14 protein-coding genes are annotated in these 12,366 nt (G+C 41.8%); 7 read left to right on the forward strand and 7 right to left on the reverse strand.

The window, feature by feature from the left end:
• Positions 1 to 6 precede the first annotated feature (6 nt).
• From EO98_RS15610 to EO98_RS15625, 4 genes are all read left to right on the forward strand, one after another.
• Complete coding sequence (locus EO98_RS15610) at positions 7 to 606, forward strand: methanogenesis marker 17 protein (protein WP_048142507.1); 600 nt, start codon at positions 7 to 9, stop codon at positions 604 to 606.
• A gap of 1 nt (position 607) precedes the next feature.
• Entirely contained in the window at positions 608 to 1,543 is a 936-nt protein-coding gene (locus EO98_RS15615) for a methanogenesis marker 7 protein (protein WP_048134058.1), read from the forward strand.
• Positions 1,544 to 1,685: 142 nt separating this feature from the next.
• The gene (locus EO98_RS15620) at positions 1,686 to 2,177 is read left to right on the forward strand and encodes a carboxymuconolactone decarboxylase family protein (RefSeq protein ID WP_048142223.1); all 492 of its coding nucleotides are present in this window, start codon (positions 1,686 to 1,688) and stop codon (positions 2,175 to 2,177) included.
• A gap of 484 nt (positions 2,178 to 2,661) precedes the next feature.
• Positions 2,662 to 3,315: a matrixin family metalloprotease gene (locus EO98_RS15625; protein WP_048142225.1), complete on the forward strand. Its 654-nt coding sequence runs from the start codon at positions 2,662 to 2,664 to the stop codon at positions 3,313 to 3,315.
• Positions 3,316 to 3,353: 38 nt separating this feature from the next.
• Here the strand turns inward: EO98_RS15625 and EO98_RS15630 are convergent, their stop codons facing one another.
• Positions 3,354 to 3,791 carry an NUDIX domain-containing protein gene (locus EO98_RS15630; protein ID WP_048142227.1) on the reverse strand — a complete coding sequence of 146 codons (438 nt, stop codon included), beginning with the start codon at positions 3,789 to 3,791 and terminating at the stop codon, positions 3,354 to 3,356.
• A gap of 282 nt (positions 3,792 to 4,073) precedes the next feature.
• Between EO98_RS15630 and EO98_RS15635 the strand changes: the two genes are divergently transcribed.
• The 3 genes from EO98_RS15635 (at position 4,074) to speB (ending at position 7,748) form a co-directional block, all read left to right on the forward strand.
• Positions 4,074 to 5,792 carry an aldehyde ferredoxin oxidoreductase family protein gene (locus EO98_RS15635; protein WP_048142229.1) on the forward strand — a complete coding sequence of 573 codons (1,719 nt, stop codon included), beginning with the start codon at positions 4,074 to 4,076 and terminating at the stop codon, positions 5,790 to 5,792.
• Between the two features lie 614 nt (positions 5,793 to 6,406).
• Complete coding sequence (locus EO98_RS15640; protein WP_048134052.1) at positions 6,407 to 6,793, forward strand: translation initiation factor IF-5A; 387 nt, start codon at positions 6,407 to 6,409, stop codon at positions 6,791 to 6,793.
• Between the two features lie 79 nt (positions 6,794 to 6,872).
• Positions 6,873 to 7,748: an agmatinase gene (speB, locus tag EO98_RS15645; RefSeq protein ID WP_048142232.1), complete on the forward strand. Its 876-nt coding sequence runs from the start codon at positions 6,873 to 6,875 to the stop codon at positions 7,746 to 7,748.
• Positions 7,749 to 7,892: 144 nt separating this feature from the next.
• On the opposite strand, the gene EO98_RS18925 is transcribed toward speB, so the two are convergent.
• The 6 genes from EO98_RS18925 to EO98_RS15675 all read right to left on the reverse strand — a co-directional run bounded on the left by EO98_RS18925 (position 7,893) and on the right by EO98_RS15675 (position 12,025).
• Positions 7,893 to 8,069 (reverse strand): MM0924 family protein, encoded by a 177-nt coding sequence (locus EO98_RS18925; RefSeq protein WP_200895197.1) that lies wholly within the window; start codon positions 8,067 to 8,069, stop codon positions 7,893 to 7,895.
• Between the two features lie 217 nt (positions 8,070 to 8,286).
• A complete protein-coding gene (locus EO98_RS15650) occupies positions 8,287 to 8,466 on the reverse strand; it encodes an MM0924 family protein (RefSeq protein WP_048134045.1) in 180 nt (59 codons plus the stop codon).
• A 626-nt stretch (positions 8,467 to 9,092) separates the two neighbouring features.
• On the reverse strand, positions 9,093 to 9,311 hold the full coding sequence (locus tag EO98_RS15655; RefSeq protein WP_048142234.1) for a helix-turn-helix transcriptional regulator: 219 nt from the start codon (positions 9,309 to 9,311) through the stop codon (positions 9,093 to 9,095).
• A gap of 1 nt (position 9,312) precedes the next feature.
• Positions 9,313 to 9,696: a DUF2178 domain-containing protein gene (locus tag EO98_RS15660; protein WP_048142236.1), complete on the reverse strand. Its 384-nt coding sequence runs from the start codon at positions 9,694 to 9,696 to the stop codon at positions 9,313 to 9,315.
• 437 nt (positions 9,697 to 10,133) lie between these two features.
• Entirely contained in the window at positions 10,134 to 11,234 is a 1,101-nt protein-coding gene (locus EO98_RS15670; protein WP_048142239.1) for a cell division protein FtsA, read from the reverse strand.
• A gap of 2 nt (positions 11,235 to 11,236) precedes the next feature.
• Positions 11,237 to 12,025 (reverse strand): hypothetical protein, encoded by a 789-nt coding sequence (locus EO98_RS15675; protein ID WP_156161157.1) that lies wholly within the window; start codon positions 12,023 to 12,025, stop codon positions 11,237 to 11,239.
• Positions 12,026 to 12,366 lie beyond the last annotated feature (341 nt).

The following is a 12,366-nucleotide window of genomic DNA, read 5'->3' on the forward strand; positions in this document are numbered from 1 at the left end:
GTCAAAATGGATTCGCTTGAGATCTTTGTTGTCGAGTCAGCAATTGATTCGGAGCAGGAGTTTTACAGGAAGATTATCGAGGACAACCTTGCAAGTCTCAAGCTTGCTCCTGCAATAGGACGGATCAAGGTAGTGCTAAGACCTGAAGATTCTCTCTTCCAGATGGCAATCATTCTCAGGGATGTTGGCACCAGGGTTACGACAATCGATATTGCTGATGTGGAAGCAAAACCTGTCGCCGGAGAAGTAATGATTTCTATCAAAAAAGAGCAGTACATTCCGGAACTGCTCGGGAAACTCTGGGAGCGCTACGGAAAAGCGAACATCAGCCAGCCGGACCGCTGGACTGTAGCCATAACCACGGATAAACCCGCTGAAGAGGCAGCTTTTATTAAAGAAATGATGGTTGCAGACCCCAGGCACAGGCTTCACGAAAATCTCGTGGATTTCGCGGTCCGCGCCACTCCTGAGGGTTTCAGGGTTCGCTACCATCTATATAAAGGCAATCGATTTGTTTTTGTGGCATCTGAGGAAGCATTGAAACATGAGTGGATCGAAGAAGCAGGAGCAATGCTCGAAGAACTGACGGAAGGAGGGAAAAAGTAAGATGGTTGTACTCCTACCCTATCTTTACACCGGCGGAGTCCATAAACACGGGCTTTTAATTGAACTGATGGAAGATCTCGGAGGCTACATAATTCAGAAAGTAGTTACCGGGACCGAAGTCAATCTTATAATGCTTATCCCTGAAAAAGATATTGATATTGTAAAAAAGCTCTCGCATGAACTGCTTGGAGTCCTGATGGAAGCTCCTCTTACAGGGGTAGAGATTGCAGTTGTCTCCCCTACACTTGCCTCACACCACCTGCCACATTCGGCCTGCGATATAGCAGAATACCTTCGCCATCCCGGAGCTAATACAAATATGATAGGGCTTGCAAGGGGAATGGGGCGCAGGGTCTCCCTGTCCATGGACTATGAACGAAAGCTCATCAACGAGCACGATATTGCGGTTTTCACCTTCGGATCTTTCAGTGACTGTATTACGAAAAAGAAGCCGAAACTCTTTGAAGGCATTGAGATACCTATTGTGGTTACCGGAGGGCCTGCTGAACTGAAAACCGAAGATGTCCCCGGAGCAGACCTCTACATTGGAAATATAGGAAGGGTTTCTCACAGGTTAAGAAGAACAGAGGAGATTAATGCCCTCGACAATCTGAACGAAGGGGTTTCAAAGATTGCTTCTGAGATTCGCCAGCAGCAGGCAAAAGACCCGCTTGCGGTACTTCCTGCGCGAGTCATGAAGGAGATCGAAAACCAGGTTCCGGAAATCCGCAGGGTGCTCTCTCCTGCTCCTCTCACCCTTCAGCTTGACGGACTCAGGGTCAAACTTCCATACGATGAATTCCATGAGAAAATTGAAAAGCTGGAGTTTGATGAAGGAGTCGTCCTTTCCGAGCTTGCAAATATTTCCAGGTCAAAAATGAAAAATTATATATTGATAAAAATCAAATCTAAGTCTGACGTTGGTTTTGCAATTTGACCCGGATTCTGTTGGGTTAAACTTTATCCTTTACATTTTTACTGGGTTTGTGGCTTTTCACTTATCCTTTAAACTGTAAAGTCCTACCAGAAAAATGGCGTCCAATCCTGTTTTCCACGTTAATGTGCGCTGGTGGTTTCTTATGGAACTTGAGGATATTGTGGAAATTTTGAAAAGTGACCCCGAGAAAGTCATCCCGGAGCTTCTCGATGATGTCCGGAAACAGTATGGAGAAGTTCCTTACATTATGAATTTTATGAAAGATCTCCCTGAGATCTTCATCCCAAAAACTCTTTATGATAATTCTATCATGCGAGAGTTCAAAAATCTCGACCCGGAAACCGTGGAGCTTATTTCCATAGGTGTAGCTTCTGCCCTTCGCTGCGACCATTGCCTTAAAATGCATATCAGAATCGCAAAAAGAAAAGGAATCACAAAAGAAAAAATATTTTATGCAATAATGATAGGAGCATCCCTGGCCAACGCCGCAGTACTTGCAGGAAGTACAAGGGCGCTTGCATCCGAATTCCCTGGTGACGAAGAGGGATCTAAAGAAGAGGAAAGTGACGAAAAAGAACAATGCTGTGATCCTGATTGCGAAGTATGCAATATCTCCGGAGCAAACATTAAGTAAACAGTCAGCAAAATCCCCGAAATTTAACTTTTTCAGGCTCACTTATTGGAAGTTCAATTTTAGATTTTATTTTAAAAAACAATTTTTGAAGATCGTTTTAATTAAAAATCGGTTTACAGACCAAATTCTGGTTCAATTTTTGCAATAACATTTCTAAGTTAAGTTCTTATAATCTTAATGCTTATTTTTTTACAGATCTTTTCGGTATTTAATTAACACAATCCATAAACTTATTGAGATCAATTGAGAACTCACAAATTATGTCTGTAAAACAGGTTTACCTGATTTATACTAATTCTAATAATCATACTAATAATAATCATACTAATAATAATCATACTAATAATAATTCTAATAATCATACTAATAATAATATTAATAATCTTAATAATAATTGGAAGTAAATTAATTGCCGATACGGAGGCTCATTTACATTAATCAAAACAATATTCATGGAATCATTTTCTCCTTTGTCTTATTGCTGATGGTATTATTCTTACCTGCTGTTTTCCCGGCATCCGGGGCAAGTTCAGAGAAGATTCTCGATAATCCCTGGAGTCATTCTCCTATTACAGTGTACATCGACGGCAAAAATATCCCGCTCCATTACAGCCCCACCTACTATGAACAGATAGAAAAGGCTCTTGAATACTGGGAAGACGGGGGAAACGGTAACCTCGAGTACAGCCCTGTTTTTGAGATTGTCGACTCCGAAGAAGCGGACATACGAATAATGTGGGTGGAAAACCTGGAGAGCGTTGAAGGCGCTCCTTCGGGTGTAGCAGGCTATGCAAAACCCAGTATCTCCGGAGATCGTTTCGTTGGAGTGGATATAGTCCTTGAGGTTGGAAACTATCAGGGTAGGGGCTGGAGGCAGTATGGAGACGCAACCATGCTTACCATTGCAAAGCATGAGCTCGGGCATGCTCTTGGTCTCGGGCACAGCAATGATCGGGGAGATATAATGTATCCTGAGTACGAACTCAGGGATAATGTGAACCCCATTCTGCTGAACAAATATGGAACTCTGTTGCGTGTAGCAGGTTTTATAGCTCTTGCAATTCTCCTGCTCCTTGGTGTAAGCTGGCAGTACAGCCGGAAAAAAAGAAAAAAACTTGAAGATGAGTACTTCAAATGAATGATATCAAATGAATGATAAATAGGCAGATTTCCGGATCACACAGGAGGCTCGTAAGGTTTTTTGTTTTCGAGGGCAAACCTTTTGAAAAAGTCTCTGAAATAAGCAGGAAGTGTCTCCATTTCGAGAATACGTTCAAGGGAAATCCAGGCGTATTCAATATGCTCCGAACTCAATTTAACCTCAGCTATAACATATCCCCCATTATATAGAACAGCAATAACCTTTTTTTTCGGGAGCTCAAAGTTTACTTCTCCTGCAATTTCCCCCGGATAAATTGAAATTCCGGTTTCCTCCCAGACCTCACGCACAACTGCTTCTTTAAGAGTCTCCTCCAGGTTCACCTTCCCACCCGGCAGGTCCCATTTTCCAGGATTGGTGCGGGAGTTTTCCGAACGCCTGAGTAGCAGAAATTCTCCTTTCTCATTCCGGACAAGGGCGTATACAGATATGATATACGGTTTCTCCAGATTCATGTAATATTATCTCAGATTTCTCTGTCTTAAAGGCTGGCTCTTTTAAGATCTTCACATTACAGGTCCTGATTAAAAATTATCTCTCAATAGGAAGGCTTTAAGGCAAATATTTCTATAGAGTGGTTACAAGACTTAAAGGAAAAGGGCAGAATCCGGAATTAATGAATGAAAATGAATCGAAAAAGAATCGAAAAAGGAATTCTAATTTGAAATCCGGTTGAAAATACATCAGAACCACGTCACAATAAGTAGAACTAAAAGAGTCATGAAAAAGGGATTGATATGGCTGGCTGGAAAGGAAAAACAGTATATGTAGACCTTAGCTCCGAAGCAGTTACCGTCACCGGTACCGATGAAAAATTAATCCGTATGTACCTGGGAGGCAGGGGACTTGGAATAAAGTTACTTTCCGAGCTTGCAGATCCTGATATTAACCCTCTTAGCCCTGAAAACCCCCTGATTTTCACTGCCGGGCCGCTTACAGGCCTTGCTCCGATGGCTTCAGGGGCAGTTCTTACATCGAAGTCACCTCTAACAGGCACAATATTTAGCTGGAACATGGGTGGGGGCTTCGGGAGAGAACTTAAAAAAGCCGGGATTGATGCTCTGGTCATTACCGGAAAGGCAAAAAAACCTTCCTTTGTGGAGGTAAGGGGGGAAGATATCAAAATTGTGCAGGCAGACCATCTTTGGGGGAAAAATATCGAAGCATGCACCGAGGCCCTGAAGAATAAAGGAAGCGTCGCCTGCATAGGTCGGGCAGGTGAAAAAGGAGTTCTGATTTCTTCTTTTGTCATTGATTCCGTACACAGCGGAAGGGGGGGTCTGGGGGCGGTTGCAGGCTCAAAGCTGCTGAAGGCAATGGTTGTAAAAGGGGAAAAAGAACGTTTGCCAGCCAGTCCTGAAAAGTTCAAAGACCTTGAAACAAAGATGCTAAAGCTTTTTGAAGCAAACCCCGTACTCTCCAAAGGGCTTGCAAACTACGGCACGCCTTCACTTGTAAAGCTTCTGGATTATATGGATCTCATCCCCTGCAAAAACTTTTCCGGAAGAGGAACTACTTTTGCGGATCTGTTCTCAGGGGAGTATATCAAAACCAGCTTCGAGCTTGAGAAAGAAAGCTGCCCTGCCTGTCCTCTGGGCTGTAAACGAAGGATAATAAAAACCGGGCAGATCCTTCCTGATTACGATTCCCTGTGGGCTTTCGGGTTCAACCTTGAAAACCCGGATTTTAACTCCGTGCTCCGGGCAGACAGAATCTGTAAGGATTACGGGCTTGACCCTATCTCTGCAGGTTCCGTACTCGGCGCCTGTGCGGAACTCAAATCCGGGAAAATAGATCTCAGGGAACTTGAAACTCTTCTTGAAGCAATCGGGGGAGGGAGTGAACCCGGAAATGGAGCTAGAAAGTATTTCTCAGCCCGGAAGAGAGAATATCTTAGTATGGATGTAAAGGGTCTCGAACTCGGGGGTTTTGATCCCCGGGGAATCCGAGGGCAGGCCCTTGCTTACGCTACCTCCTGCCATGGGGGAGATTACTTTACAGCCTTTATGGTCGGACCCGAAGTTCTTGGAAAGCCTCTACTCCTTGATCGCTTCAGCCTCAAAGGAAAAGCTGGAATTCTGCAGGTCTTTGAAAACCTGACTGCTGTGCTGGATTCCCTTGTGCTCTGTCCGTTTTCGATTTTTGCCATTAATGAAGAACTCTGTTCAGCCCTTCTGCATTCGGGGGTTGGGATGGAAGTATCTCCTGCGGAACTCTTGAAATCAGGAGAAAGAATCTGGAATCTGGAGAAAATTTATAACCTGAGAGCGGGTTTTACACGGAAAGATGATGCCCTTCCTGAAAGGTTTTTCGAAGCCGGCAGCGATGAAAGAGGAGATGAAATTCCCAGGCAGGAGTTTGAAGTTGCTCTTCAGGAGTATTACCGTTATCGTGGCTGGGATACGGAGGGAGTTCCCTCTCAGGGAAAACTGAGAGAACTTGGACTCGGATGTTAAAGAAAAACTGAAAAAGGCTACGGACTTTTGCATGTATTGCAAATTCCGCAGGAACAGGGTTCATCCGGAGTTCATAACACCTCCGCAGGAAACCCGTTACATCTTTAGATTTAGCGGGTAATTGACTTGAACAGTCAAATTTTACTTATTATCTCAAAGATTCCGTTCAAATTAATGGAATTATCCAGTTATTTCGAAAGTTTTCTCTGAAATTACTCCCGGAAAAACAAAATCTCGCATAAGCGTTATATACTCTAGGATAATTAATCGTATTAGTTCTCTACCTGTGAGATTGTACATGTATTCAGGTAGTAATTACTTTCCAGTTTTTCTATACAGAGCAAGTAAGCAAAGTATGGATAAAAGGGTAGACAGGCTTAAAAATTAGAACAGCCATCTTATACCACTTCACCGGAATTGGCACTGGAAAAATTTCCCTCAAATCCGGTATGGCGCTTACAACTTATTGAGATAAAAGGGTAGACAGGCTTAAAAATTAGATAAGCCTTTTTATACCACTTCGCCGGAATTGGCACTGGTAAATTTGCCCGCAAATCCGGTATGGCGCTTACAACTTATTGATATACATATCTAAAACGTAAGGGAGAATTGTTATGAAACAGCAGGTTGAAGTTAAGGAGCTCAAAGAAGGGAAGTACGTAATCGTTGACGACGAAGCATGTATCATAAAGAGCATTACAAAATCCAAACCCGGGAAACATGGGGCCGCAAAGGCAAGAATCGAGACAATTGGTCTTTTTGACGGTCAGAAGCGCTCCTACATTGGTTCAGTTGCAAACAAAGTCTATGTTCCGATTGTAGAACGAAAAAGTGCACAGGTAATCTCAATCGTTGGCGAAATCGCCCAGCTCATGGATCTGGGAGACTTTTCGACCTTTGAGATTGTAATCCCTGAGGAATACAAGGAAAAGGTAAAAGAGGGCGAAGAGATTTCTTATATCACAGCCCTCGGAAAGGTCAAACTCGATATAAGGACATAAGTCTCTGAAAAGCAGGTGAAAACTCAGGTTAATAACCTGAGTTTCTTTTTTAAGTAAACAATTTACATCAGGTAAGAGTATGTTTTTGCCCAATTCCTTTATAGATGCTCTTGCAGACTATGAGTCTGCACGTTATGTTATTTTCGGCGTACCCTTTGACAATACCTCCTCGTACCGCGCAGGCAGCCGCTGGGCTCCGGATGCGATGAGGCAGGTTTCTGCAAATTTTGAGAGTTATAACCCGACATTTGACATCGATCTTGTGGACCTTCCGATTTATGATGCAGGAAACCTGGAAACATCAGCCCTGGTTGACGAGACCCTGCGGGATCTTTACGAAGATGTAAAGGGTTTACTGAATGATGGAAAGCTTCCAATAATGCTTGGTGGAGAACATTCCCTTACTTATTCGACGGTTAAGGCGTGTGCCGAGTTCGCAGGAGATGATTTCGGAGTCCTTATCCTTGATGCTCACTTTGACCTCAGGGAGGAGTACAGGGGATTCAAGAATAATCATGCGTGTGTATCCCGGAATATTCTCGATCAGGTCACGAAGAATCTTGTTTCTATAGGTATAAGGAGCGGCCCGGAAGAAGAATGGGTTTTTGCCAGGGAAAATAACCTGAAATACTACACGGCAGATGATGTTGAATCCATAGGCATGGTCGAAGTCCTCAAAGAAGTAATTGAATGTCTGGACTGTAGCCAGCTCTATCTTTCTCTTGATATGGATGCAATAGATCCGTCTTACGCCCCGGGTCTCGGTACACCTGAGCCTTTTGGCCTCAGTGCCAGGGACGTCAGAACTGCAATAAGGACTCTTGCTCCTTACTCAATGGCTTTCGATGTAGTTGAAATTGCCCCTGAATATGATTCCGGACAGACAGCCATGCTCGGAGCAAAACTCATGAGAGAGTTCATTGCCTCCCATGCAAAAAGCTGTATCAAAATATAAGCTGCAAAGAACATATGGGCTTTTTGTAAAAAAGTGATGAAAGGATGAAGTATCCCATTTCGGGACTTCTCCAATTCAATATATTTTTATTTGACAGCTCTTTATTTAAAAAAATCTGACTCGATCACACTCTTTTATCCTTTATTACGCGCGCCAGATAGCTATGATCTTATCAATTGCTATGTGCGTGTATCTTCCGTCTTTTCCAAGAGTGAGTACATTGTCTGCGCAGGCTTCCACTTTTCCGTTAAAAATATCAGGCTCCCCGCAGTAGATGTCTACAATTTCTCCGAGATGGTGTTCCACTATAAAAGACTGCATTTTTTGCACCTCAGGGTATTTCCCACGTATCTAATTTTGGTCCTGCTGGATAAGGAGCAGCTTTCATCCTCTATATGAAGAATAAAAAGCTTAAGTTCCTCCATCAGTCCAAAGAATTATCTAGCTGTAAAAGGGTTTAGAAAAAGATCAATAATGCCCTTTTTCTTCCCCTGTCATTTCCAATAATATAACGGTTTTAAAATATAAAGTTGTTAGATTATTGAGCCCACATAGCTATAATCTTATCAATGGCTATGTGTGTAAGTTTTCCATCATTATTGAGCGTAAGGACATTATCAGCACAGGCTTCTACAGTTCCCCTGAAAATATCTGGCCCTCCACAGTAAACATCTACAGCTTTGCTAAGGTAATGTTCCACAATAAAAGATTGCATCATATATTTTACTCCTGCTGGTCTTCTTGTTTCGGTAGCTGTTTTTATTTGCCTGTTCCCTGTCTACCATTGCTTTGTATATACCGGTTTTCAAACCAATATCTTAGAAACAGACATCTGTGTTTAACTAACTGCTCATTCCTTATAAATTTATTTATAAACTAATATTGATTTTCCGGATGCATCGGCTTTAAATCCCTTTTAAGAAAATTAGCTTACGTGCTGAAATTTCACTTCTTTACTAGATAGCGGTTTTACAAAAAATAAAATCATAATTATATGCTCTTTTACTTCCGGTTTATTTGTGCGGAGGAGCCCGGGAAAGCTAAGTTTAGCTGAAAAATATTTGATAAAGTCCTTTTTTATGAAAAACTTAATGGAAACTCAGACAATACATACGAGAATAATTATTACTACTTCTATTAAGAAATCCTACTTTCAGATTTTGGAATAAAGATTTATATGCGTTTATTCACCCATCAACACTCTTAATAGCTATTTTTCATCGAACAAATGTCCCCTAAATTTTAAGATTATTTTCTGTCGAATACCCCGCTAGCTTGCTGCGGGGTGCGCCAACGCAACTTTGATTAAAGAAGTTAAGGGATAAATCTTTTTCAGAGCAGATCTCAATCCTCTCTACTATCAATCCCCCTGATCTCATAGAGAAAGATATCTTCAATTCTTGTGTCAAAAAGCCTGGCAAGCTTGAAAGCAAGCTCAAGAGAGGGGTCATACTTTCCTTTCTCAATAGCGTGTATTGTCTGCCTTGTTACCCCGACTTTTTCAGCCAGGCCTTCCTGAGTAAGGTCATGAATTGCCCTGTAAACTTTAATATTATTTTTCATCTCAACCCCCGTATTCTTTGTTGTAGTGTCTGTAAAACAGGGAATAAAGCACAAGGACTCCGCAACTGGCGTATGCCATGACGAAACCGAGATCTGTGTAGCCGGGGTAGATATCTCTCATGGCTATCAGAACTGTACCTCCAATAGCAAGACCCAGTGTAACTATCCGGAGAGTAACATACGAGGCTTTCTGGCCGACCTGGTGAACACGCTCGTCTTCCACAACACCTTTCACTCTGCTTTTGCATAAATATATAGCAGCTGTGCCTGCGAAGAAAACGCCTGCGGCTAGTGCCGGATTGCCTATCGAAAAAGCAAAGCTTAAAACCGCTCCCATAAACATTACAATAAGGAATAAAAATATTTGAAATTGCTTAAACTTCATCTTTAAAACCTCCTTGTATATTTCCCATTATATTTGTTCTTAATACTGGGCATCTTTAAGTAAAAGTCTGGATACTTATAGTAAAATGATATGTGCAAAATGTACTGTTTACTTTACATTACGTAAAGTGTTGAATATATTATTTATAGATTTCGGAACAGACGAAAATGGTTCTTCACCGTTTGCAATTGTTGACAATTATTACGTAGTTTGTCAGTGGCCCGGCAAAAAGAGAAAAATCAAGCTTGAATGTGGTTTTCAACAGCAGAGGTCTCTAAATTTTCACATGTTACCTCAATATTTAGAAAATGAATGTAAGTTACCACTCGAATAGCAAAAAGCCAGAAAAATAATAAATTGTGAAAAAAAATTTTTGAGAAAAAGGTTTGAAGAAGGTTTTTCCTCCTTCAAATACACCAATCGAATTTCAGCAAGGTTCAGCCCTTGTTAGCGACTCCGACTGGCTCTGGCTTTTGAGCTGAGAATTTTGAGACGTGGGGTTCTGGGGAGGGCTCGGGCGTGGGGGCGAGGCTTGCCTCCTTAGAGAGAGCTGCAATCAGGCATCCTCTGGCAATTGCGTAGATAGGATCTCTGGAATCTGTTCCCGAGGGGCTTACAATCCTGTTCTTCTTGACACTTGAAATTCTTATTGGTAGGTTAGTCTCCTTTAATCTCTTCTCAAACATTTCCATAAAGCCTCTGGCTCTGGTGCTTCCTCCGGCAATTGCGACCTGGAATTCAGCATCTGGAGGAGCAGTCTCCGATAGTTTGCGCTTGAGGTGCTGCAGAACGTATGTCAGGAGGGCATCGTAATAAACAGCAATTGCTCCCTGGACACTTCCGATTTCGTACTCTGAACCCAGTGAGAAATCTGTTTCTTTTACTGAAGTGATCCTTTCCTTTGCCATGCCTGTGGCAGTTGCGACCTGCTCATCGATCCAATCCCCTCCACGGGCAATGCTGAAAGAAACAATGGGAGTTGCCATGTAAGCCACAGTTACGTTTGTCATTCCTGCTCCTACACTGATACCGATCCCTGTGAAGTTGGAGTCACTTAGTTCTGAATACACAACTGCAAGTCCCTCATCAATAGGGTAGGTGACATATCCTAGTTTATTTGCAAGGGCTTCTACGGTTTTTCCATGATAGAGCACATTGAGCTGGTTATCTATAGGATTTGCAGGGACGGAAACGTACAGTATTTCATCTTTCTTTTCAGGGACTCCGAGTACTCTTTCAATGATGACCTTGATCATAGGAATGGAATCTTTTTCGTCAGGGCTTATTATCCCCTGCTTCATGGGCCTTCGGATGTGCTTATTAAATACATTTGAAAATTTGAAGGCATCTTCTCCAAGCACATTCAGGTTGTTGCCCTTATGGGTGTACAGTACTTTTCCATTGTCAAGCATTTGTTTTGTCAGTTCGTTTGACTCCATTTCAAGGAATGCGTTTCTCTGCTGGGAAAAGGAAATTAAGCCATTTCCTTTGGTCGCGCATATGATATTCATGGTTCCTACATCAAGACCTTTAGCCATTTTTAGTGTCTCCTGAAAAGTTTCTTTTTACTGTTGAATATCCCTTTGGTTTCTTTGCCGCTTGATGCCGTACTGGTAGCCCGGGCAAGTAGCAGTGACGCTGAATCAAGTCCATCATCGAGAACTTCCAGCTTTCCGGAACTGGCAAACTTCAGGCTCTCAACTTCTGAAATTTCATCCTGAATACTGACCTTTTTCTCTTCCGACTCTGTGAACCCTTTTCCGAGAATAAAATCGTATTCAGCGTCTTTTAACTCCATATTGAATCTCGAAAAACCATCTTTTTCTGTAAGAGACCTTTCGAGTGTTTTCTGGACTTCTTTTTCAATCTCGTCTTCACTGTGACTCTTTATCTTTTCGGACTCTATCTCAGAAAGTTGTCTTGCTCTCTCTTCAATCTGATTCAAAACCGTATTTGCAAAGGCATTTCCTGCAAGCAGGCAGACCCCTGTAGCATATACGGCTGCTATATAGGTAACAGTCGGGTATACCCAACCATGGGGGTAAACTGCAAGAAAAGCTACAATCCCTGTACAATTAAGGATAAGCCCTGTTCCCACGATATGCAGATGATATTCTTTCGGTTGCTTTATCATCAGATTGATACCGGTAAGGATCAGGGATAAACCGAAACCTATGAAACCATAAGTAATGGCTATTTCTCCAGGATCGGATTTTCTTGTAAGATGTACTGAAAGAGCAAAAACAATACCTGTTAGCGCCAAAAGAAAACCGGATAGCAGCGCCATCGATGCAAAATAGTGGCTTATTTTGGATTTCATTGACACCATTAATAAGATAGTAGGGATATATAAAAACGTTTTGTTTTTTTTACAAAGATACTATTGAATTTTAAAAAAACTGTGATAAAGATTAATTTAATAATTGACCACGCATTGATGGTTGGAAATTACATATTTCCAAAAATATTTTGTTCAATTCCAATCTCAGATTCAACACATATAAACCTTCTAATGATCTCGAAAACACGCGCTTTTTACAGGGTGATTCAGAGACCAATTAATATATGATTAATCGAGGTATTCTGTATTCTGAAAAGAAATTAGAGAATCTGTATGCAATTTTTTGTGGAAAATATATTTAGTAAGTAGCGGGGAAAAAATCGATAACT

The sequence above is a fragment of the Methanosarcina sp. 2.H.T.1A.6 genome, from assembly GCF_000979455.1.
GTDB lineage: Archaea > Halobacteriota > Methanosarcinia > Methanosarcinales > Methanosarcinaceae > Methanosarcina.

Excerpts from the sequence above, each read along its gene's own strand:
- EO98_RS15615 (WP_048134058.1), top strand. The coding sequence starts at position 608 with ATGGTTGTACTCCTACCCTATCTTTACACCGGCGGAGTCCATAAACAC.
- EO98_RS15670 (WP_048142239.1), bottom strand. The coding sequence starts at position 11,234 with ATGGCTAAAGGTCTTGATGTAGGAACCATGAATATCATATGCGCGACC.
- speB (WP_048142232.1), top strand. The coding sequence starts at position 6,873 with ATGTTTTTGCCCAATTCCTTTATAGATGCTCTTGCAGACTATGAGTCT.
- EO98_RS15625 (WP_048142225.1), top strand. The coding sequence starts at position 2,662 with ATGGTATTATTCTTACCTGCTGTTTTCCCGGCATCCGGGGCAAGTTCA.
- EO98_RS15660 (WP_048142236.1), bottom strand. The coding sequence starts at position 9,696 with ATGAAGTTTAAGCAATTTCAAATATTTTTATTCCTTATTGTAATGTTT.
- EO98_RS18925 (WP_200895197.1), bottom strand. The coding sequence starts at position 8,069 with ATGCAGTCTTTTATAGTGGAACACCATCTCGGAGAAATTGTAGACATC.
- EO98_RS15610 (WP_048142507.1), top strand. The coding sequence starts at position 7 with ATGGATTCGCTTGAGATCTTTGTTGTCGAGTCAGCAATTGATTCGGAG.
- EO98_RS15640 (WP_048134052.1), top strand. The coding sequence starts at position 6,407 with ATGAAACAGCAGGTTGAAGTTAAGGAGCTCAAAGAAGGGAAGTACGTA.
- EO98_RS15655 (WP_048142234.1), bottom strand. The coding sequence starts at position 9,311 with ATGAAAAATAATATTAAAGTTTACAGGGCAATTCATGACCTTACTCAG.
- EO98_RS15630 (WP_048142227.1), bottom strand. The coding sequence starts at position 3,791 with ATGAATCTGGAGAAACCGTATATCATATCTGTATACGCCCTTGTCCGG.
- EO98_RS15650 (WP_048134045.1), bottom strand. The coding sequence starts at position 8,466 with ATGATGCAATCTTTTATTGTGGAACATTACCTTAGCAAAGCTGTAGAT.
- EO98_RS15635 (WP_048142229.1), top strand. The coding sequence starts at position 4,074 with ATGGCTGGCTGGAAAGGAAAAACAGTATATGTAGACCTTAGCTCCGAA.
- EO98_RS15620 (WP_048142223.1), top strand. The coding sequence starts at position 1,686 with ATGGAACTTGAGGATATTGTGGAAATTTTGAAAAGTGACCCCGAGAAA.
- EO98_RS15675 (WP_156161157.1), bottom strand. The coding sequence starts at position 12,025 with ATGGTGTCAATGAAATCCAAAATAAGCCACTATTTTGCATCGATGGCG.